The following is an 18,831-nucleotide window of genomic DNA, read 5'->3' on the forward strand; positions in this document are numbered from 1 at the left end:
CGGCGCGGCTGATCGGGGCGCAACCTTAACCCAAGGGGGACGACTATGCTGCGCACCATCCTGACCCACGGCGTGATCGGCGGACTGATCGCCGGCGGCCTGCTCTCCGTCATCGTGCTCAACTTCGAAGGCGCCACCGGCCAGTATGGCATGGCGATCGGCTATCTGATCATGCTGATCGGGTTGAGCGCCATCTTCCTCGCGATCAAGCGCCAGCGCGACGTGGCGCAGGGCGGCGTGATCCGCTTCTGGCCGGCCTTCGGCATGGGTCTGGCGATCAGCCTGGTCGCCGGCATCGTCTATGCGATCTGCTGGGACCTGGCGCTGGCGACGATCGGCATCGACGCGTTCATCGACAAGTTCGCCGGGGCGATGCTCGACGGCAAGAGCGGCGCGGAGCTGGCCAAGGCGCAGGCGGAGATGGAAGGCTTCCGCACCGCCTATCACAACCCGCTGTTCCGGCTGCCGATGACCTTCATCGAGATATTCCCGGTGGGCGTGCTGGTGTCGCTGGTCTCGGCCGCGCTGCTGCGCAACAGCCGCTTCCTGCCGGCGCGTGGGGAGGCCTAGGAGTCGCCAATCGGCGGGCGATGCGGTACCATGCGGCCGTGAACGAGCAGACCCGCTTCGCCCGCGCCAGCCACGCCGTGCCGATCACGGCGGACGATTTTCTGCGGATGCTGGAGCTCGGCGCGTTCGAGGACATGCGCGCCGAACTCGTCCGGGGGGAAATCGAAAAGATGATGCCGGCGGAATGGACGCATGGCGAACTCAACGCACGGATCATCGCGTTGCTGTTTCCGCTTGCCAAGGCGATCGGCGCGAAAGTCGGTACCGATGTGGTGATCCGGATCGACGACCTGACCGTGCGCGCCTTCGATGTGGTCGTGGTCCGGCCGGAGGCATCGCCCCACAAGGCGCTCCGTGGCGAGGAAGTGCTGGTCGCCGTCGAAATCGCCGAGACGACGCACAAGCGGGACCTGGGCGAGAAGCGCGACGAATATGGCGCAGCCGGCATCCCGGCCTATTGGGTCGTCGATAGCGTGAAGAACCACACGCACTGCTTCCGCCTGGGCGACAGCGGAACCGCTTATGGTCCGGCCGAAATCGTGCCGTTCGGGAAACCGATGGAGATTCCCGGCCTGCCGGGAACCGTCACGATCGACTGAGCGGCCTTATGCCGCCCGGCGCAGCTCCAGCCGGCCCCAGATCTCGACCAGCGCATCTACCAGCTCGCGCATCATGCTCTCGTCATGCGCGGGGCCAGGCGTGAAGCGCAGACGCTCGGTGCCGCGCGGAACGGTCGGGTAGTTGATCGGCTGGACATAGACGCCGTACTCGGCGAGCAGGATGTCGCTGATCTTCTTGGCCTTGACCGGATCGCCGACCATCAAGGGCACGATGTGCGTGGTCGAGGCCATGACGGGGAGACCGGCCTCGGCCATCATCGCCTTGAGCTTGGCGGCGGCGGCCTGCTGGCCCTCGCGCTCCTCCGACGAGCCCTTGAGATGCTTCACGCTGGCCAGCGCGCCGGCGACCAGCACGGGCGAGAGCGAGGTGGTGAAGATGAAGCCGGGCGCATAGCTGCGGATCACGTCGATGATCATCTGGTCGGCCGCGATATAGCCGCCCATCACGCCGAACGCCTTGCCGAGCGTGCCCTCGATGATCGTCAGCCGATCGGCCAGCCCCTCGCGGTCCGAGATGCCGCCGCCGCGCGGGCCGTACATGCCCACGGCATGGACCTCGTCGAGATAGGTCAGCGCGTTATACTTGTCGGCCAGGTCGCAGATCTCGGCGATCGGGGCGATGTCGGCGTCCATCGAATAGACGCTCTCGAACGCGATCAGCTTGGGCACCGACGGATCGTCTGCGGCGAGCAATTCCTCGAGATGCGCGAGGTCGTTGTGGCGGAAGACGCGCTTCTCGCAGCCCGAATTGCGGATGCCCGCGATCATCGAGGCGTGGTTCAATTCGTCCGAATAGACGATGCAGCCCGGCAGCACCTTGGCGAGGGTGGAGAGCGTCGCTTCGTTCGAGACATAGCCCGAGGTGAAGAGCAGCGCATTCTCCTTGCCGTGGAGATCGGCGAGCTCCTGCTCCAGCTCGATATGATAATGGGTGTTGCCGCCGATGTTGCGCGTGCCGCCCGAGCCGGCGCCGACATCGTGGAGGGCCTCCTCCATCGCCGCGATCACCTTGGGATGCTGGCCCATCGCCAGATAGTCGTTCGAGCACCAGACGGTGATCGGCTTCGGCCCGTTGTGCCCGGCGAAGCAGCGCGCATTGGGGAACATGCCCTTGTTGCGCAGGATGTCGATGAAGACGCGGTAGCGGCCCTCGGCGTGCAACCGGTCGATCGCGGACGTGAAGACCCGGCCATAGTCGACGGGCGCGTGGCTGTCTGCGCTGTGCATCAGGCGTTCCTACCGTCAAAATACGGCGATTTCCAGTTGGACATATTGCCTAATCGGTGCGGTCCGGAACACCTTTGATCCAAGACAAAAGCCGGTTGGTCCGAAATTGAGAGGGTTTGCTGCGGGAATCGCGCCGGATGTGGTAAACAAGGATCATCGCGGGCGAGTCGGCTTATCAAGCGAGTCCGCGGCTGAGAGACCTAGCGCGCTCCCGCTTGCACAAGGAGCACCACCATATGAGCGCCAGAGACATAGAATATTTCACCATGCGCGAACGGCAGGAGCGCGAGCATGCCGAACGCAGCGACGACATGACCGCGCGGCGCGTCCATCAGGAGATGGCCGAGCGCTATTCGGCCCGGCTGCGCGACATCCATGTCGTCGGAGCGCCCTCCGCTCACGCCTGACCGGCTAGAGCGACTCGATCTCGACCAGGCCGTAGCGCGCCAGGGCAGGCGCCAGCATATCGGTCCGGGCACTGCGCGCGGTGAACACCGCCTTCCCCGACAACGCTGACGCCGATCCGACCACATGGGGCCAGGACTGGCCCTCGGTGAGGTGCGCGACTCGCCGGGCGATGCCCGGGCCGCCATCGACGAAGCGGACGGGATGCGGCGCGGCGGCGGCCAGTTCGGCCTCGACCAGCGGGAAATGGGTGCAGGCGTTGACGATCACGTCGATCCGCTCTCCGCCCGGCTGATCGAACAGGCCGGCGAGCACCGCGCGCATCCGCTCGGGCAGCGGCTTCACCCCCTCCAGCGAGGCCTCGGCGATCTCGACCAGCTCGGCTGAGCCGTGGCGCAGCACGGTGCAGTCGCCGGCGAAGCGGGCGGCGAGATCGTCGACATAGGGCTGGCGGACGGTCGCCTCGGTGCCGAGCACGCCGATCACCCGGGTCTGGCTGATCGCCGCCGCCGGCTTGATCGCGGGGACGGTGCCGACGATCGGCACGTCGAGCGCGGCGCGGACATGGTGGAGCGCGATGGTGGAAGCGGTGTTGCAGGCGATGACGATCAGGCGCGGATCATAGCGCTCCGCCAGGCGGCCGAGCAGCGCCGGCACGCGCGCGGCGATCTCGCCCTCACTGCGCGTGCCATAGGGAAAGCCCGCCGAATCCGCGACATAGACGAGCGGCGCATACGGGAGCAGCGCGGCGGTGGGCGCGAGCACCGAGAGCCCGCCCACGCCGGAATCGAAGAACAGGATGGGGCGGTCGTCGGTCATCGCCGCGGGCATGGCTCCGCGACGGGTGAGCGTCAACCGCCCCGAGGTTCAGGAACACCCCCTGGGGGGATCCGGGGTTCAATTCGCTAGACGCCGTGTGTGGTCCTCGACCTTGCGGGAGCAGGATCAGGGGCGCGGTTTCCAGTTGGCCGGGATGCCCATGGCGAGGACCATCGGGCGGCGCGTCGCGATATATTCGTCCTTGCTCACCTTGCCGTCGCCATTGGTGTCGAAGCGGGCGAGGAACATCCGGCCGCCCTGCTCCGCCCCTATGTCCTTGCGCGGACCATGATTGACGCTGACGGAGGCACGCGGTGCCTCGCCGGCTTCGAGATAGCCGGACTTGTCCCTGTCCATCGCCACAAAGCTCGCCGCGACGAAGGCCGTGGCCTGTTCGGGCGTCGCCGGGACGAAGGGGCCGTCATACATCTTGGCCTTTTGCTGCTGCGGAGCGGGTGCGCTCTGCCGGGGCGTCGGCGCGCCGGCCAGGGTGACGGCGAGTGCCGCCGCGATCGCGATGCTCATTGCCGTGATACCTCCAATCCACCACCGGCGCCTGCCGCCGGGGACGGGACCGGCATGCTGCGGCGCGGTGCCGACGACGAGGTCCGGCGCATGGGATACCAACGCATGGGACTCCGCCTGGACGAGCAGCCGTGCGGCGTGGAGCGAGGAGGACAGGCCCAGCTTGGTGCGCGCCATCTTGAGCCGCTTCTCGACCGCATGCGGCGAGACGCCGAGATCGATCGCCATTTCCTTGGCGGTCTGGGGCAGCAGGCGACGGCGCAGGCATTCCTTCTCATTCTCGGTCAGCCGGGCGATCGCCGCCCGCATTCGATCGTCCAGCACGCGCAACTCCCCGCCCCATTGGCGCACGAGGCTAGGCGAAAGTCGAGTTTCGCCCAAGTCGGAGCGATTGGTACCCCATCCACATTGCGCACCCGCAGCAACCCACTATGTTGACCGGTGCGCAGGGGGATCCTTTGACGAACGACATTCCATGGCTGGTTCCCGCAGGGGTCTTGCTGCTCGGCTATCTGCTGGGCTCGATCCCCTTCGGGCTGCTGCTGACCCGCTTCTTCGGCGCCGGCGACCTGCGCCAGATCGGCTCGGGCAATATCGGCGCGACCAATGTGCTGCGCACCGGCCGCAAGGGGCTGGCGGCGGCGACCCTGCTGCTCGACCTGGCCAAGGGCGCCGCGGCGGTGCTGATCGCCGGCGCGATCCTGCCGGGCGGCGGCGTGCTGGGCGGCCTGGCCGCGTTCATCGGCCATTGCTACCCGGTGTGGCTGAGGTTCAACGGCGGCAAGGGCGTCGCGACGATGATGGGCGTGGTGCTCGCGCTCCACTGGCCTTCGGGCGTGGTCTTCGCGGTCGTCTGGCTCGGCCTGCTCGCGGCACTCCGCATCTCCTCGCTCGCCGGGATGAGCGCGGCGATCAGTGCGCCGGTGAGCGCCGCATTCTTCGGGCGGATCGAGCTGGTGCTGATGCTCCTCGCGCTGACGATGATCGTGCTGTGGAAGCATCGCGCCAATATCGACCGGCTGCTCAACGGCACCGAGCCCCGCGTCGGCGCCGGTAAGAGCGGCGGCAAGAAAAGTGCCTGACAGGCGCGAGGCACGGCTAAGGCTGCTGCGCTCCGCCAATATCGGCCCCGTGACCTATCGCCAGCTGGTCGCACGCTTCGGCACCGCCGAGGCGACGCTCGACGCGCTGCCGATGCTCGCAGCGCGGGGAGGCGGCCGCGCGCCCGTGATCGCCGACCCAGGCGCCATCCGGCGCGAGATCGCTGCGGTGGAGCGGCTCGGCGCACGCTATCTGTTCCTGGAGGATGACGGCTATCCGCCGCTGCTCGCCGAACTGGACAGCGCCCCGCCGGCGCTGATCCTGCGCGGGCGGCTGGAGCTGCTCGACCGGCCGGCCGTGGCGATCGTCGGCGCGCGCAACGCCTCCGCCGCCGCCTGCCGCTTCGCCCGGCAGATTGGGCTGGGGCTGGCCGAGGCGGGCGTCACGGTGGTCTCGGGCCTGGCGCGCGGGATCGACACCGCGGCGCATGTCGGATCGCTGGCCGGCGGCACGGTGGGGGTGATCGCCAGCGGGATCGACATCGCCTTCCCGCCCGAGAATGGCGAATTGCAGGAGCGCGTCGCCCGCGAGGGGCTCCTCCTCGCCGAGCAGCCGCCGGGCACCGAGCCGCTCGCCCGCTTCTTCCCCTCGCGAAACCGGATCATCGCGGGCCTCGCGCTCGGCACGGTCGTCGTCGAGGCGGCGCCGCGATCGGGGTCGCTGATCACCGCGCGGATCGCGGGCGAAGCCGGGCGCGACGTGATGGCGGTGCCAGGATCGCCGCTCGATCCGCGGGCACAGGGCTGCAACCTGCTGATCCGCGAAGGCGCGACCCTGGTGCAGGGCGTGGACGACATCCTCGAGATGGTCCGCCCGATCGATCCCCGCGCGGTGCGGGCGCCGGCGAGCGGCTGGCCGGGGCCGCCGCCCGAGGATGCCAGCGATGCGGACAGGCGCGCGGTGGCCGGGCTGCTCGGGCCGGTGGCGGTGAGCGTGGACGAGCTGATCCGCCAGTCCGGGCTGGCGCCGGCGGTGGTGCAGACCGTGCTGCTCGAGCTGGAACTGGCCGGGCGGCTGGAACGGCACGCCGGCGGCCGGGTGAGCGTGATATGACCGAAGCCCGTCGCCACGGCCGATGCCTGTGCAGCGGTGTCCGCGTCTCGGTCCCTGTCGAACGGAACGCCGTCGGCGCCTGCCATTGTGCGATGTGCCGACGCTGGTGCAGCGGCCCCTGGATGGCGATCCAGGCGCCCGAGGCGGAGATTGCGGGCGAGACCCTGCGCATCTTCCAGGCATCGGGCTTTGCCGAGCGCGGCTTTTGCGAGAGGTGCGGGAGCAGCATCTTCCACCGCCCGACGCTCGGCCCCGAGATTGCGGTCAGCGCAGGGCTGTTCGATGCGGAGGGTCTGACGCTCACGCACGAGATATTCCACGACGGCAAGCCCGCCTTTTATCGCTTCGAGAGCGACACGAAGAAGCGCTCCGCCCTGTCGATGGCGCTGGAATGGGGGCCGCGTTTGCTCTGGCGCAGAATCCGCCGCATGGGCGGACCCGAGCGGCCAGGCCAAGTGGGGAACTGAGGGAGCACATGGAGCAGAAGATCGACACGGCGCTGATCGTGCGGAACAGCTTTGCGCTGCTCGGCGCGAACCTGCCGACTACGCTTGCCGCCATGTCGGTGCTGATACTGCTGAGCACCGCCGCCGATGCGGTTGGCTCGGACGGTGCCGGGCTGAACCTCGCCATCGGGATCGGCACGCTCTTTGCCCAATATGGCGTGACCCGCGGCGCGCTGCGGGGCGCCGGACTGCTCGATGCGGACGGGCGAAGCGGGCGGGGCGGGTCCTTCGCCCTCGCGATGATCCTCACCAGCCTGGCCATCGCGATCGGCTGCGCCTTCCTGATCCTGCCCGGCATCTATCTATGGGCCCGCTGGTCGCTGGTGGCGCCGCTGATCATCGGCGAGGGCATGACCAGCAACAAGGCGATGCGGGAGAGCTGGTCGCGCACCCAATCGCTGGTGGCGCCGATCTCGGCTGCCCTGCTGCTGTCGAGCGTGCCCATATTGTTCTTCGTGGGAACGCTCTTTTTCTATCCCGAATATGGCCCGGTGCCGATCGGCCTGGCACTGTTCTCGAACCTGTTCGCCTATACTGCGCAGGCCCTGATCTGGCACGCAGCTGTGGCGATCCATCGGCTGACCCGCGGCCCGTCGAACGATCTCGAACAGGTCTTCGCCTGAGGGAGCCCTGGCCGGGCGCGGCTAGAAGCCGAAGTCCCAGCCATGCTCGGTCCTGGTGGTCCGGTGTTCGGGTTCGCTGCCGGTGCGCTGCGGCCGGCAGCGCAGACGGCTGCACCGCGTGTAACGGCACATCGCCTCGCGCCCCGGGATGGTCCATCGGCATCGCGCATCCGAGAAGCTGGGCACGATATTCCATGAGGGATCGGTTCCGTCCTCGGCGGCGCGAGCCATTTCCCGGTAAAGCGCGTTGGTCCAGCCGGCGGTGATCTCGCTCGCGGGGATCGTGAAGCTTTTGCCACCATGGCTCGCAGCACACGCGCCCAGCATGGCGAGCGCGCCAAGAAGCAGCAGATGCCGGCCTTTCATCGCATCCCTCCCCCTGTCCCATCGCAGGCTGACAGTCATTCGCGCGGGATTCAAGCGCGGGGGACTGGCAAGTTTCGGAGCCGTTCCTACATGCCCGCAGCAATCCCCAGGGGAGACTATCGACATGGCCGACGCATCCGATCCCGCCAACAACCAGCCAGCCGGCTATGTCCCGCCCAAGGTGTGGACCTGGGAGCAGCCGAGCGGCGGCCAGTTCGCCAATATCAACCGGCCGGTCTCGGGCGCGACGCACGAGAAGGTGCTGCCGGTTGGCGAGCATCCGATCCAGCTCTATTCGCTCGGCACGCCCAATGGCCAGAAGGTGACGATCCTGCTCGAGGAGCTGCTCGCCGCCGGCCATGCGGGCGCCGAATATGACGCCTGGAAGATCAATATCGGCGAGGGCGACCAGTTCGGCAGCGGCTTCGTCGGGATCAACCCGAATTCGAAGATCCCGGCGATGGTCGACCATTCGGTCTCGCCCAACATCACCGTGTTCGAGAGCGGCGCGATCCTGGTCTATCTGGCCGAGAAGTTCGGCGCCTTTCTGCCGACCGACCCGGCGAAGCGCGCGGCGACGATGAGCTGGCTGATGTGGCAGATGGGCTCCGCGCCGTTCCTGGGCGGCGGCTTCGGCCATTTCTTCGCCTATGCCCCGTTCAAGATCGAATATGCGATCAACCGCTATGCGATGGAAGTGAAGCGCCAGCTGCACGTTCTCGACACGCACCTGGCGAAGAACCGGTTCCTGGCCGGCGACGAGTACACGATCGCCGACATCGCGATCTGGCCCTGGTATGGCGGCGTGGCCCGCGGCGATGCCTATGCGGGTGCCGCCGAGTTCCTCAACATCGGCGAGTATGAGCATTTCAACCGCTGGGTCGCCGAGGTCGGCGAGCGCGAGGCGGTGCAGCGCGGACGGCTGGTCAATCGCGGCTCGGGCCCGGAGGAGTTCCGCCTCGCCGAGCGCCACTCGGCGGCGGACATCGACGCAGTGCGGGCGAAGATGCTGGCGTAGAAACCTCCCCTCCCTGGAAGGGGGGGGTCGGGGGTGGGTCGCCTCCGGGCCTACTGCGGACGCAGGTACCACCCCCACCGTATCGCATGCATCCACCCGCCCCCAGCCCCTCCCTTCCAGGAGGGGAGTTGGGAATGAGCGCATGCTATCTGCCGGGCAGATACTCCACTCGTGCCGTGCCCTCCGCCCAGACGGGCAGGTACAGCCCCTGCCCGCTCGCCTTGAGCGTGCCGTTGCGCGCCTCGGCGAGGTCGGCGCGGATCAGGAAGGCACCGGCGCGCTTGCTGACGATCGCGCGGCGGATCTTGCCGAGCAGCTTGTCGAAATCATGGGTGAAGTTCTGGGTGAGCGATTCGGCCAAAGTCTCGGCCACGCCGGGGCTCCGGGCGAGCAGCACGACCAGGTCGCCGGCCATCCGGTCGGTCTCGCCCGAGACGGAGAGGTCCTCGAAATGGACGCGCTGCGAGCCCGGGGCATTGACCGGTTTGGCGGTGAGCCAGACCCGGCCATGTGTCTCGCCCCCGCCGCTCTGCGGGCGCGCGGCGATGGTCAGGCCGACGGCGATGCGGCCGTTGGTGGTGCCGTACATCACCACCCCGCTGAAGCGCGCGGCGACCGGGCCGATGCGGGGCAACTCGAAGGGGCGCTTCGCCCGCTTGTCGAGCGCGCGCTGGAGCACCGGCTCGAGCTGGGCATAATCGGCGATGACGGGGATGAAGAATTGCAGCTTCGATCCCCTGGCGTCGTGACCGAGCGGCGGGAGCGGGATGGACCTGGGATCCTCGGGCTTGGGCCCGACGAAGGTCTCGGTGAGGGCGGCCAGGCCGAGACTGAGGCGCAGGCGGTTGCCGGTCAGGCGATAGCCGCCATAGCTGAGCTTCTCGGGAGTGATCCGCATCCAGACCGGCGGGTTCTCCTGGTTGAGCTGGAGCACCGTGAAGCTCTGCCGCCAGGCGTCGGCGACGCGGCTGCGGATGTCGACCCGGACGATCTCGCGCGGCAGCGTGCGCTCGAGATCGCGGACGATCGGGCCGAGCTTCGCGTCGGCCTTGTCGGTGAAGGTGATGCGGCGGCCGAGAAAGTCGATGCCCGGCGCGGTGGTCCAGTCATAAGCGAGGCGGATGGTGGCGCGCGGCTGCCAATTGTCGGTCACCGACAGGCGGATACGGGCATGGACCATGGCCGATCCGGTCGCGGTCTCGCCCTTGAGGAAGCCGCCGACATGGCGCGCGGCGATCGTCGCGCGGATCGGCATGTCGGCGACGATCTCGTCCCCCACGCCGCGCAGCCGGATGGCGGAGCGGGTGACCGTGCCGATCACGTCGCAGCCGAGATCGGGGCTGACCTTGAGCTTCGCCTTGAACAGCTTCACCCGCTGGGCGGGCACGCATTTGTCGACATGCTGGTCGATCGACCAGAGCGTGCGCGGCACCGACTTCTCGATCGCCCGGCTGAGGACGGAAACGGGGACGTCGAGCGGCACATCGATCGCCGAGACCTGGCGAGGCACTTCGATCGCGTCGCTGGCGCGGGGCGGCGGCTCGGCTTTGACATCGAGCTTCGCCCGGAGCCAAAAGAAGCCCGCGCCGGCACCGGCCGCAAGCAGGGCGAGGATGGTCCCGAATATCCAGAGCAGCCGATGCGAGCGGCGAGGCGATGGCGCGGCGATATCCTCGGGCAAAGTTTGGCTCCCCCTGGGCGTGGCGAAGTGATACCCGCGAAGCGTTACCAAGTTCCAGATCAACCGGCTTGACGGCCCCCTCTGCCCCTCCCCACCTTACACGCGTACACGTGAGGAACGCTTACCCCCCATGCAGCTCGTCATCGTAGAATCGCCGGCCAAGGCGAAGACCATCGAGAAGTATCTCGGCAAGGACTACCGCGTCCTCGCCTCCTATGGCCATGTCCGCGACCTGCCGGCGCGCGACGGCTCCGTCGACCCCGAGGAAGGGTTCGCGATGGAATGGGAGACCTATGCCGACAAGTCGAAGCAACTGAAGGCGATCGCCGACGAAGCGAAGAAGGCCGACCGACTGATCCTCGCGACCGACCCTGATCGCGAGGGCGAGGCGATCAGCTGGCACGTGCAGGAAGTGCTGCGCAACAAGAAGGCGCTGCCCAAGGAAGTGGAGCGCGTCACCTTCAACGCGATCACCAAGCCGGCGATCCTGACCGCGATGGAGCATCCGCGCGAGCTGGATACCGACCTGATCGACGCCTATCGCGCGCGTCGCGCGCTCGATTATCTGGTGGGCTTCACCCTGTCGCCGGTGCTGTGGCGCAAGCTGCCGGGCGCCAAGTCGGCGGGCCGCGTCCAGTCGGTAGCGCTGCGCATCATCGTCGATCGCGAGCGCGAGATCGAAGGCTTCAAGCCGCAGGAATATTGGTCGGTCACCGCCGACATGGAGCAGGACGGCACGGCGTTCGTCAGCCGCCTGGTCAAGTATAAGGGCGACAAGCTCGACCGCCTGTCGATCGGCGACGGCAAGACCGCCGATGCGGCGAAGAAGGCCGTCGAGGAAGGCCGCTTCACCGTGGTCTCGGTCGAGACCAAGCCGGCGATGCGCAACCCGGCCGCGCCGTTCACCACCTCGACGCTGCAGCAGGAGGCCGCGCGCAAGCTCGGCTTCTCGGCCAGCCACACCATGCGGATCGCGCAGGGCCTCTACGAGGACGGCGCGATCACCTATATGCGTACCGACGGCGTCCAGATGGACCCGAGCGCGATCCAGGATGCCCGCAAGGCCGTGGCGACACGCTATGACGGGTCTTACGTGCCCGACAAGCCGCGCATCTACACCGCCAAGGCGAAGAACGCCCAGGAAGCGCACGAGGCGATCCGCCCCACCGATTTCAGCAAGGACCGTGCGGGCTCGGGCGATCACGCCAAGCTGTACGACCTTATCTGGAAGCGCGCGCTGGCCAGCCAGATGGCATCGGCCCGGCTCGAGCGCACGACGATCGACCTGGAGGATGCGACCGGCCAGCACGGGCTGCGCGCCACCGGCCAGGTGGTGATCTTCCCCGGCTATCTCGCGCTCTACGAGGAAGGCCGCGACGACGAGGGCGACGAGGATTCTCGCCGCCTGCCCCGCATGAGCGAAGGCGCGACGCCGGCCAAGAAGGCGGTCAACGCCGAACAGCACTTCACCCAGCCGCCGCCCCGCTTCAGCGAAGCCTCGCTGGTCAAGCGGATGGAGGAGCTCGGCATCGGCCGGCCTTCGACCTATGCCTCGGTCATCCAGGTGCTCAAGGACCGCGCCTATGTCCGGCTCGAGAAGAACCGCTTCTTCGCCGAGGAGAGCGGACGGCTGCTGACCGCGTTCCTCGAGCGCTTCTTCCAGAAATACGTCAATTACGACTTCACCGCCGAGCTGGAGGAGGAGCTGGACGACGTGTCGGGCGGCCGCGCCCAGTGGCAGGAAGTGCTCGAGGCGTTCTGGAAGGACTTCAAGCCGCGCACGGCCGATGTGATGGAGCAGAAGCCGTCGGACATCACGGCTGCTCTGGACGAGTTCCTGGCGCCCTATCTGTTTCCCGAAAAGGCGGACGGCAGCGATCCGCGCCTTTGCCCGAACTGCGGCAATGGCCGGCTGGCGCTGCGCGGCGGCAAGTTCGGCGCGTTCATCGCCTGCTCCAACTATCCCGAGTGCAAGTACACGCGCCGCTTCGCCCAGCCGGGCGGGGAGAGCGGCGAGGACAGCGGGCCGGAAGTGCTGGGCCAGGATCCGGACACCGGGCTGAACGTCGAGCGCAAGTCGGGCCGGTTCGGTCCGTACATCCAGCTTGGCGAAGGCAAGGAAGCGGCACGCGCCTCGATCCCGAAGGACGTCGAGCTCGACCTCGAAATGGCGCTCAAGCTGCTCAAGCTGCCGCGCACGATCGGCGACCATCCGGAGACCGGCAAGCCGATCACCGCCTCGATCGGCCGCTATGGGCCGTATCTGGCGCATGACGGCAAATACGCGCGCCTGCAGGGCACGATCGAAGTGTTCGAGACCGGCATGAACGCCGCGGTGGTCAAGCTGGCCGAGGCGGCGGCGAATTCGGGCCGTCCGGCCCGGGGTGCGAGCCGCGAGCCGCTCAAGGTCCTCGGCAAGCATCCGCGCACCGAGGCAGAGATCAAGCTGATGGACGGCCGCTACGGCGCCTACGTCACCGATGGCGAGACCAACGCCACGCTGCCCAAGTCGATCGACAAGGACCAGCTGACGCTCGAGGAAGCCGCCCAGCTGATCGACGCCCGCGCGGCGGCGGGTCCAGCCAAGGGCAAGGGCAAGAAGAAGGCGCCTGCGAAGAAGGCAGCGGCTCCGAAGAAGGCCGCGGCGAAGAAGCCTGCGGCCAAGAAGGCTGCGAAGGAATAAGCGTCATCCCGGCGAAAGCCGGGATCTCGTGCGGCTCTTTTCCTGCCATCGCCTGAGATCCCGGCTTTGGGCGGGGTGACGGGATGGTGGAAGCCGTAACGGGGAAACCGAACTTCCCCTTCCGCTTGCGGGAGGGGTCAGGGGAGGGCGTGGCCTCCCATCACCTCGGGCGGAGTTGCAATAGCCCCTCCCCCGGCCCCTCCCGCAAGCGGAAGAGGAGAAGATTTACGCCGCCCGCACCTCGAAGCCGCGGAGCCACGCACGCGCGGCCTTCTGCGCTTCGATGATCTCGCGCGCCGTCATGTCTTCGGCGATCTCCGCGCGGCATTCCTGCGCACGGCTGTCACCGGTGACGGCAGCGATGTTGAACCATTTGTGCGCTTCGATCAGATCGATGCCGACGCCGTCGGCGCCGCTCGAATAGACCATACCCAGATCGTAACACGCGTTGGCGTCGCCGCGGGCCGCATCGCGCAGCCGGCTCTCGACGAGGAAACGCGCACTCTTAAGGCTGCTGCCCATGTCGCTTAACCCCTGTTCACCACACCCTCTTGTGGTGGCTTGGGGTTTGGCAGCCAAACCGACAACAAATGGTTAACAGCGTTAACTGTATTTGTTCAGGTCCGTACTTCTTCAGGGTACCGCGATATTGTCGATCAGCCGGGTGGCGCCGAGCTTCGCCGCGGCGAGCAGGCGCAGCTTGCCGGCCGCATAGGCAGTGGCGGGCCGCAGCGTATCGGCATCGGCCAGCGCGACATAGTCGATCTCGAAGCCCGCGGCAGCGAGCGCCTCGCGCGCCTGGGCCAGTGCCGCCTCGACGTCACCACCCTCCGCAATCGCCTTGGCGGCGGCACCAAGCGCGCGCGGCAGCGCCACGGCCTTGGCGCGCTCTTCCGGCATCAGATAGGCGTTGCGCGACGAGAGGGCGAGGCCGTCATCCTCGCGCTGGGTGAGCACCGACTGGATCTCGATGGGCAGGTTCAGGTCCGTCGTCATGCGGCGGATCACCGCGAGCTGCTGCCAGTCCTTCTCGCCGAACAGGGCGATGTCGGGCTGGACCTGGTTGAACAGCTTGGCGACCACGGTGGCGACGCCGTCGAAATGGCCGGGCCGGTGCGCCCCCTCGAGCAGTTCGCTGACGCCCGAGACCGAGATATTGGTCGCAAAACCCTCGGGATAGACGACCTCGACCGGCGGCATCCACAGCAGGTCGACCCCTGCGCCGGTGAGCATGCGCGAATCCGCGGCTTCCTTGCGCGGATATTTGGCCAGGTCCTCGTTCGCGCCGAACTGCTTCGGGTTGACGAAGATCGAGACGACAACGCGGTTCGCGGCGCGCTTGGCCGCTTCGACCAGCGCCATGTGCCCGTCATGCAATGCGCCCATGGTCGGGACGAGAGCGATACGCTCGCCTGCCTGGCGCCAGGCGGCGGTCGCCTCGCGAAGGTCTTCGAGCTGACGGACTGTTTGCACGCGTTAACACTTTCGATAAGACGGAAGCGCGGCCTTCTATGGGGGGGAGGCGGTTCGATCAATAAAGGATGTTGGAACTTTGAGCGACGGGTCGAAGCGGCTGCACGTTCTGGTGTTCGCGAATGAGAAGGGCGGCACCGGAAAGTCCACCACCGCCGTCCATACGGCGATCGCGCTGGCGTCCAAGGGCGCGCGCGTCGCGTGCTTCGATCTGGACCACCGCCAACGCACGATGGGCCGTTATCTGGACAACCGCGCGGCGACCGCCAAGCGGATGGGCAAGCCGCTGCCGATGCCGGTCTATGACACGCATGACGGCGAGAGCATGGCCTATTTCTCCGAGGCGCTCGACAAGCTGGGCGAAGGCGCGGACTTCCTGGTGATCGACACCCCGGGCCGCGACGACAAGTTCGCGCGCATCGCGGTGACCAATGCCGACACGCTGGTCACGCCGATGAACGACAGTTTCGTCGATTTCGACCTGATCGGCCAGGTCGACCCGGATACGTTCAAGGTGGTCCGCCCGAGCTTCTATTCCGAGCTGATCTGGGAATCGCGCAAGCGCCGCGCCAAGGCCGACGGCGAGACGATCGACTGGGTCGTCCTGCGCAACCGCATGCAGCACATCGAGGCGCGCAACATGAAGCGCGTGTCCGAGGCGATCGACCAGCTTTCCAAGCGCGTCGGCTTCCGGGTGATCTCGGGCCTGTCCGAGCGCGTGATCTATCGCGAGCTGTTCCCCCAGGGACTCACCATGCTCGACAGCCGCGAGTTCGGCGAGATGGGCCTGGCGCATGTCGCCGCGCGCCAGGAGCTGCGCGAGATGATGGCTGGGCTGGCACTGCCCGAAGTCACCATGCCGCTGTTCGCCTGATGCTGTTCAAGCTGCTTATCGCGGCGGCGATTCTCTACGCGCTGTACCAGCTCGTCCTGAAGCCGCGCTCGGCGCCGCCGCGCATGCCCGAGGACGAGGCCCGCGCGGTCCTGGGGGTTTCGAGCGAAGCCGATGCCGATGCGATCCGTGCGGCGCACCGGCGGCTCGTTTCGGCGGTTCACCCCGACAAGGGCGGTTCCGCCGAGCTGACGCGCCGGATAAACGCGGCGCGCGACACGCTGCTGCGCAGTCGCAATTGAACTTTCCCCCTGCTCGCGATTTAGGCGCGCAGGATTTCCCCGGGAGGCATCATGACGCATCGTTTCGACCCCACTTCGCTGCGCGAGTACGACATTCGCGGGATCGTGGGGGAGACCCTCGGCCCCGATGACGCGCGCGCGATCGGCCGCGGCTTCGCCACCCTGCTGCGCCGCGCCGGCGGCACCCGCGTCGCAGTGGGCCGCGACGGCCGGCTCTCCTCCCCTGCGCTCGAGGCTGCTCTGATCGAAGGCCTTACCGCCTCGGGCTGCTCGGTGGTGCGCACCGGCATGGGCCCGACGCCGATGCTATATTATGCCGAGGCTACGCTGGAGGTGGATGGCGGCATCCAGATAACCGGCAGCCACAATCCCGGTCACTATAACGGCTTCAAGATGGTGTTTCAGCACGCCAGCTTCTTCGGCGAGAAGATCCAGCTTCTCGGCAAGATGGCGGCGGAAGGCGATTGGGACGACGGCGACGGCACCGAGACGGTGACCGAGGCGGACGTCGAGGACCTCTATGTCAGCCGCCTGTTCGCGGGATTTGCCGGCGGCGCCTATCGCGTCGGATGGGATACGGGCAATGGCGCCGCCGGCCCGGTGATCGAGAAGCTGGTGAAGCTGTTGCCCGGTGAGCACCACACGCTGTTCACCGATGTGGATGGTCACTTCCCCAATCATCATCCCGATCCCACCGAGGAGAAGAACCTCGCCGATCTGAAGAAGCTCGTCGCCGAGAAGCAGCTCGATTTCGGACTTGCATTCGACGGCGATGGCGACCGTCTGGGCGCGATCGACGGGCAAGGCCGTGTGATCTGGGGCGATCAGCTTCTGTCCATTCTGGCTGAACCTGTGCTCCGGGTGGAGCCCGGTGCGACGATCATCGCCGATGTGAAGGCGTCGCAGATGCTGTTCGACCGAGTCGCGGAGCTGGGCGGCAAGCCGCTGATGTGGAAGACCGGGCACAGCCTGGTGAAGACCAAGATGAAGGAAACCCATGCGCCGCTCGCCGGCGAGATGAGCGGCCACATCTTCTTCGCCCAGGACTATTACGGCTTCGACGATGCCCAGTATGCGGCGGTGCGGCTGATCCAGGCGGTGCATGTGATCGGCAAGTCGCTGACCCAGCTCAAGGACGAGATGCCCAGGCTGGTCAACACGCCCGAGATGCGCTTCCAGGTGGACGAGAGCCGCAAGTTCGCGGTGGTCGACGAGGTGCTCGACCGGCTCGAGGCCGAAGGCGCCGACGTCAACCGCACCGACGGCGCCCGCGTGAACACCGCCGATGGCTGGTGGCTGCTGCGCGCCTCGAACACCCAGGACGTGCTGGTCGCCCGCGCCGAGGCGAAGGACCAGGCCGGCCTCGACCGCCTGCTCGCGCAGATCGACGACCAGCTCGGCAAGAGCGGCGTCGTGCGCGGGGAGACGGTGGGGCACTGAACGATATTGCGCCGCACGGGCCCAGCTTCGCGCAGCGGCCCGTGCGGGGCGTGTTACTTGCCGCCGTTACCCGCGGGATTGGGCGGCGGCAGGCTGCACAGCGCGAGATAGGCCTGCACGTCGGGCTTGCCGAGCTGACTTCCGGGCGTGCGCGGCGGCATGGTGCTCGTCAGCGCGTTCATCAGGATCGTCCCGCAATATTCGCCGAACCTCGACGAAAGCGCTGGCAGCCTGCCTCCTGCATCGCCAGGACCATGGCAGCCCGCGCAATTGGCGGGCACGATGTTCTCCGGCGCGGAAGGCGCGTTCTGCGGCCAATCGGCCAACACGAGCGGCTTGAAGGGATCGGGGGCAAAGGCCGGCAGGCTGTCCTGCACCATGCCCCAGGTCGTGCCGGGACGAAGCACCACCTTCGGGTGAACGATGTACGGGTTGTCGCCAACATGGCAATCGGTGCAGATGCCCCCCGCGCTTTCGTCGAGATCGGCGCCACCCGCCTGGTAACGCCCCTCCGGATCAATGGAGAGATCGGGGTAGCCGATCGGGATCACCTCACCGGATCGGAACGCAAACGACCCTTTGCCCACCATCTGGTTGTCCCAGAAACAAGTCTTGGCGGTGGTCTTGCTGAAGCAGATCACACCATCCAGATCGACACGCGACGGGTCGTCCTTGCCATAGCGAGGCAGAGCATAGCACATTCCCTGCGCATTCTCGAAGCTCCGCAGCTCGGCCGGGCTCTTCACGATGAATTGAAGGTCGCGCTCGATGAAGCCCTGTGACTTCCATCCCGGCACCCCCGGGGCCTCCATGCGCCCGATCGGTGGCGGGATCGGCACGCCTGCCGCCGCACATTCATCGACATAGGCCTTACCGCCGTTCGCGGTGCCCTCGCCTCCCGGCGCCAGCGCCAGGCTCTTGAACTTGACCTTGTCGGAAACCGGCAAGGCATCCACCCGCCGCAACAATTCCGTGCTGATCGTTTCCCGGTTGGTGCTGAACAGCGCCTTCGTGCCCTTGCCGACGAGCGTCCGCCGCATGCGATATTCAAGCGCACGCAGTTTGCCGCGGGTCCTTCCATCCACGCGATCCGATAGCAGGTTGCTCGCCATCCAACTGAGCGTCGCCTGCTTGGCGAAGAGCCGCTCATAGCTACTCAATGTCAGCCCGCGCGTCAGCTTGCTGGCAGTTGCATCGAAATCGGCCGATTTCTCTGCGCCGGCGATGATGCGTTTTTCATACCAGCGCTCCGCCCGCTGGAGGAACTCGGGCGTCGGCTCGATCTCCCTGCCGCTTGCATCGAAAAAGGCACCGTGCCCGACATAGGCTATGGGCTCTTCCTCCTGCGATTGCGCGGAACTGGAGTATACACCCAAAACAAGCGCGACGCCGGCGGCCGAAAGCAGACCGTTATCGCGAACCCATCTCAACAATGCCATGACCACCCCCGCCTGCATGTGCAGGCATATTTATATCGAAAGTCGGCATATCTTGAAAACCGGAATGAGTTCAGTTCCGATGTTTCAGAATTACTTGTATTATGATGATCCAACAGCGCTTTAGCTACATCTCTTCAGGATACCGAGA

General features: G+C 67.0%; 20 protein-coding genes. 12 read left to right on the forward strand and 8 right to left on the reverse strand.

Translation table 11 applies throughout. The features are described from left to right. Nucleotides 1-45 precede the first annotated feature (45 nt). Both ACEN8G_RS16610 and ACEN8G_RS16615 read left to right on the forward strand, forming a co-directional pair. The gene (locus tag ACEN8G_RS16610; RefSeq protein ID WP_413418347.1) at nt 46-570 is read left to right on the forward strand and encodes a DUF4199 domain-containing protein; all 525 of its coding nucleotides are present in this window, start codon (nt 46-48) and stop codon (nt 568-570) included. Between the two features lie 38 nt (nt 571-608). Beyond that, the gene (locus ACEN8G_RS16615) at nt 609-1,169 is read left to right on the forward strand and encodes a Uma2 family endonuclease (RefSeq protein ID WP_413418349.1); all 561 of its coding nucleotides are present in this window, start codon (nt 609-611) and stop codon (nt 1,167-1,169) included. 6 nt (nt 1,170-1,175) lie between these two features. Here the strand turns inward: ACEN8G_RS16615 and hemA are convergent, their stop codons facing one another. Beyond that, nucleotides 1,176-2,417: a 5-aminolevulinate synthase gene (hemA, locus tag ACEN8G_RS16620; RefSeq protein ID WP_413418351.1), complete on the reverse strand. Its 1,242-nt coding sequence runs from the start codon at nt 2,415-2,417 to the stop codon at nt 1,176-1,178. Nucleotides 2,418-2,653: 236 nt separating this feature from the next. Between hemA and ACEN8G_RS16625 the strand changes: the two genes are divergently transcribed. Further along, nucleotides 2,654-2,824 (forward strand): hypothetical protein, encoded by a 171-nt coding sequence (locus ACEN8G_RS16625; RefSeq protein WP_307117476.1) that lies wholly within the window; start codon nt 2,654-2,656, stop codon nt 2,822-2,824. A gap of 4 nt (nt 2,825-2,828) precedes the next feature. Here the strand turns inward: ACEN8G_RS16625 and murI are convergent, their stop codons facing one another. Both murI and ACEN8G_RS16635 read right to left on the reverse strand, forming a co-directional pair. Further along, nucleotides 2,829-3,641, reverse strand: coding sequence for a glutamate racemase (gene murI / locus ACEN8G_RS16630; RefSeq protein WP_413418354.1), 813 nt, complete (start codon nt 3,639-3,641; stop codon nt 2,829-2,831). A 126-nt stretch (nt 3,642-3,767) separates the two neighbouring features. Then, nucleotides 3,768-4,490: a sigma factor-like helix-turn-helix DNA-binding protein gene (locus tag ACEN8G_RS16635; protein ID WP_413418356.1), complete on the reverse strand. Its 723-nt coding sequence runs from the start codon at nt 4,488-4,490 to the stop codon at nt 3,768-3,770. A 107-nt stretch (nt 4,491-4,597) separates the two neighbouring features. On the opposite strand from ACEN8G_RS16635, the gene plsY reads away from it, so the two are divergent. Genes plsY through ACEN8G_RS16655 form a run of 4 tightly spaced genes read left to right on the forward strand, consistent with a single transcriptional unit; the run spans nt 4,598 to nt 7,449 of the window. Next, nucleotides 4,598-5,248, forward strand: a complete 651-nt coding sequence (gene plsY / locus ACEN8G_RS16640) for a glycerol-3-phosphate 1-O-acyltransferase PlsY (protein ID WP_413418358.1) — start codon at nt 4,598-4,600, stop codon at nt 5,246-5,248. Further along, on the forward strand, nt 5,241-6,320 hold the full coding sequence (dprA, locus tag ACEN8G_RS16645; RefSeq protein WP_413418360.1) for a DNA-processing protein DprA: 1,080 nt from the start codon (nt 5,241-5,243) through the stop codon (nt 6,318-6,320). The genes plsY and dprA overlap by 8 nt, the downstream gene beginning before the upstream one ends. After that, nucleotides 6,317-6,787, forward strand: coding sequence for a GFA family protein (locus tag ACEN8G_RS16650; RefSeq protein ID WP_413418362.1), 471 nt, complete (start codon nt 6,317-6,319; stop codon nt 6,785-6,787). The genes dprA and ACEN8G_RS16650 overlap by 4 nt, the downstream gene beginning before the upstream one ends. 8 nt (nt 6,788-6,795) lie before the next feature. Further along, nucleotides 6,796-7,449, forward strand: coding sequence for a hypothetical protein (locus ACEN8G_RS16655; protein WP_413418364.1), 654 nt, complete (start codon nt 6,796-6,798; stop codon nt 7,447-7,449). Nucleotides 7,450-7,470: 21 nt separating this feature from the next. On the opposite strand, the gene ACEN8G_RS16660 is transcribed toward ACEN8G_RS16655, so the two are convergent. Next, nucleotides 7,471-7,854, reverse strand: coding sequence for a hypothetical protein (locus ACEN8G_RS16660; RefSeq protein ID WP_413418366.1), 384 nt, complete (start codon nt 7,852-7,854; stop codon nt 7,471-7,473). Between the two features lie 85 nt (nt 7,855-7,939). Here ACEN8G_RS16660 and yghU point away from each other — a divergent pair, with 85 nt between their 5' ends. Beyond that, the gene (gene yghU, locus ACEN8G_RS16665) at nt 7,940-8,833 is read left to right on the forward strand and encodes a glutathione-dependent disulfide-bond oxidoreductase (RefSeq protein WP_413418368.1); all 894 of its coding nucleotides are present in this window, start codon (nt 7,940-7,942) and stop codon (nt 8,831-8,833) included. A 145-nt stretch (nt 8,834-8,978) separates the two neighbouring features. On the opposite strand, the gene ACEN8G_RS16670 is transcribed toward yghU, so the two are convergent. Then, nucleotides 8,979-10,514, reverse strand: coding sequence for a DUF4403 family protein (locus ACEN8G_RS16670; protein WP_413419121.1), 1,536 nt, complete (start codon nt 10,512-10,514; stop codon nt 8,979-8,981). Nucleotides 10,515-10,644: 130 nt separating this feature from the next. Between ACEN8G_RS16670 and topA the strand changes: the two genes are divergently transcribed. Continuing rightward, nucleotides 10,645-13,197, forward strand: a complete 2,553-nt coding sequence (gene topA, locus ACEN8G_RS16675; protein ID WP_413419123.1) for a type I DNA topoisomerase — start codon at nt 10,645-10,647, stop codon at nt 13,195-13,197. A gap of 225 nt (nt 13,198-13,422) precedes the next feature. Here the strand turns inward: topA and ACEN8G_RS16680 are convergent, their stop codons facing one another. After that, the gene (locus tag ACEN8G_RS16680) at nt 13,423-13,719 is read right to left on the reverse strand and encodes a hypothetical protein (protein WP_413418955.1); all 297 of its coding nucleotides are present in this window, start codon (nt 13,717-13,719) and stop codon (nt 13,423-13,425) included. A gap of 111 nt (nt 13,720-13,830) precedes the next feature. Next, complete coding sequence (panC, locus tag ACEN8G_RS16685) at nt 13,831-14,670, reverse strand: pantoate--beta-alanine ligase (RefSeq protein WP_413418957.1); 840 nt, start codon at nt 14,668-14,670, stop codon at nt 13,831-13,833. Nucleotides 14,671-14,749: 79 nt separating this feature from the next. On the opposite strand from panC, the gene ACEN8G_RS16690 reads away from it, so the two are divergent. Genes ACEN8G_RS16690 through pgmG form a run of 3 tightly spaced genes read left to right on the forward strand, consistent with a single transcriptional unit; the run spans nt 14,750 to nt 17,244 of the window. Beyond that, a complete protein-coding gene (locus ACEN8G_RS16690; RefSeq protein WP_307117463.1) occupies nt 14,750-15,544 on the forward strand; it encodes a division plane positioning ATPase MipZ in 795 nt (264 codons plus the stop codon). After that, a complete protein-coding gene (locus ACEN8G_RS16695; protein ID WP_413418960.1) occupies nt 15,544-15,804 on the forward strand; it encodes a J domain-containing protein in 261 nt (86 codons plus the stop codon). Before ACEN8G_RS16690 ends, ACEN8G_RS16695 begins: the two co-directional genes overlap by 1 nt. Before the next feature lie 51 nt (nt 15,805-15,855). Continuing rightward, the gene (gene pgmG, locus ACEN8G_RS16700) at nt 15,856-17,244 is read left to right on the forward strand and encodes a phosphoglucomutase/phosphomannomutase PgmG (RefSeq protein ID WP_413418962.1); all 1,389 of its coding nucleotides are present in this window, start codon (nt 15,856-15,858) and stop codon (nt 17,242-17,244) included. 53 nt (nt 17,245-17,297) lie between these two features. Here the strand turns inward: pgmG and ACEN8G_RS16705 are convergent, their stop codons facing one another. Next, nucleotides 17,298-18,701 (reverse strand): hypothetical protein, encoded by a 1,404-nt coding sequence (locus ACEN8G_RS16705; RefSeq protein ID WP_413740627.1) that lies wholly within the window; start codon nt 18,699-18,701, stop codon nt 17,298-17,300. Between the last annotated feature and the right edge of the window lie 130 nt (nt 18,702-18,831).

Origin of the sequence: Sphingomonas sp. Sphisp66, assembly GCF_047324325.1 — a bacterium.
Taxonomy (GTDB): domain Bacteria; phylum Pseudomonadota; class Alphaproteobacteria; order Sphingomonadales; family Sphingomonadaceae; genus Sphingomonas.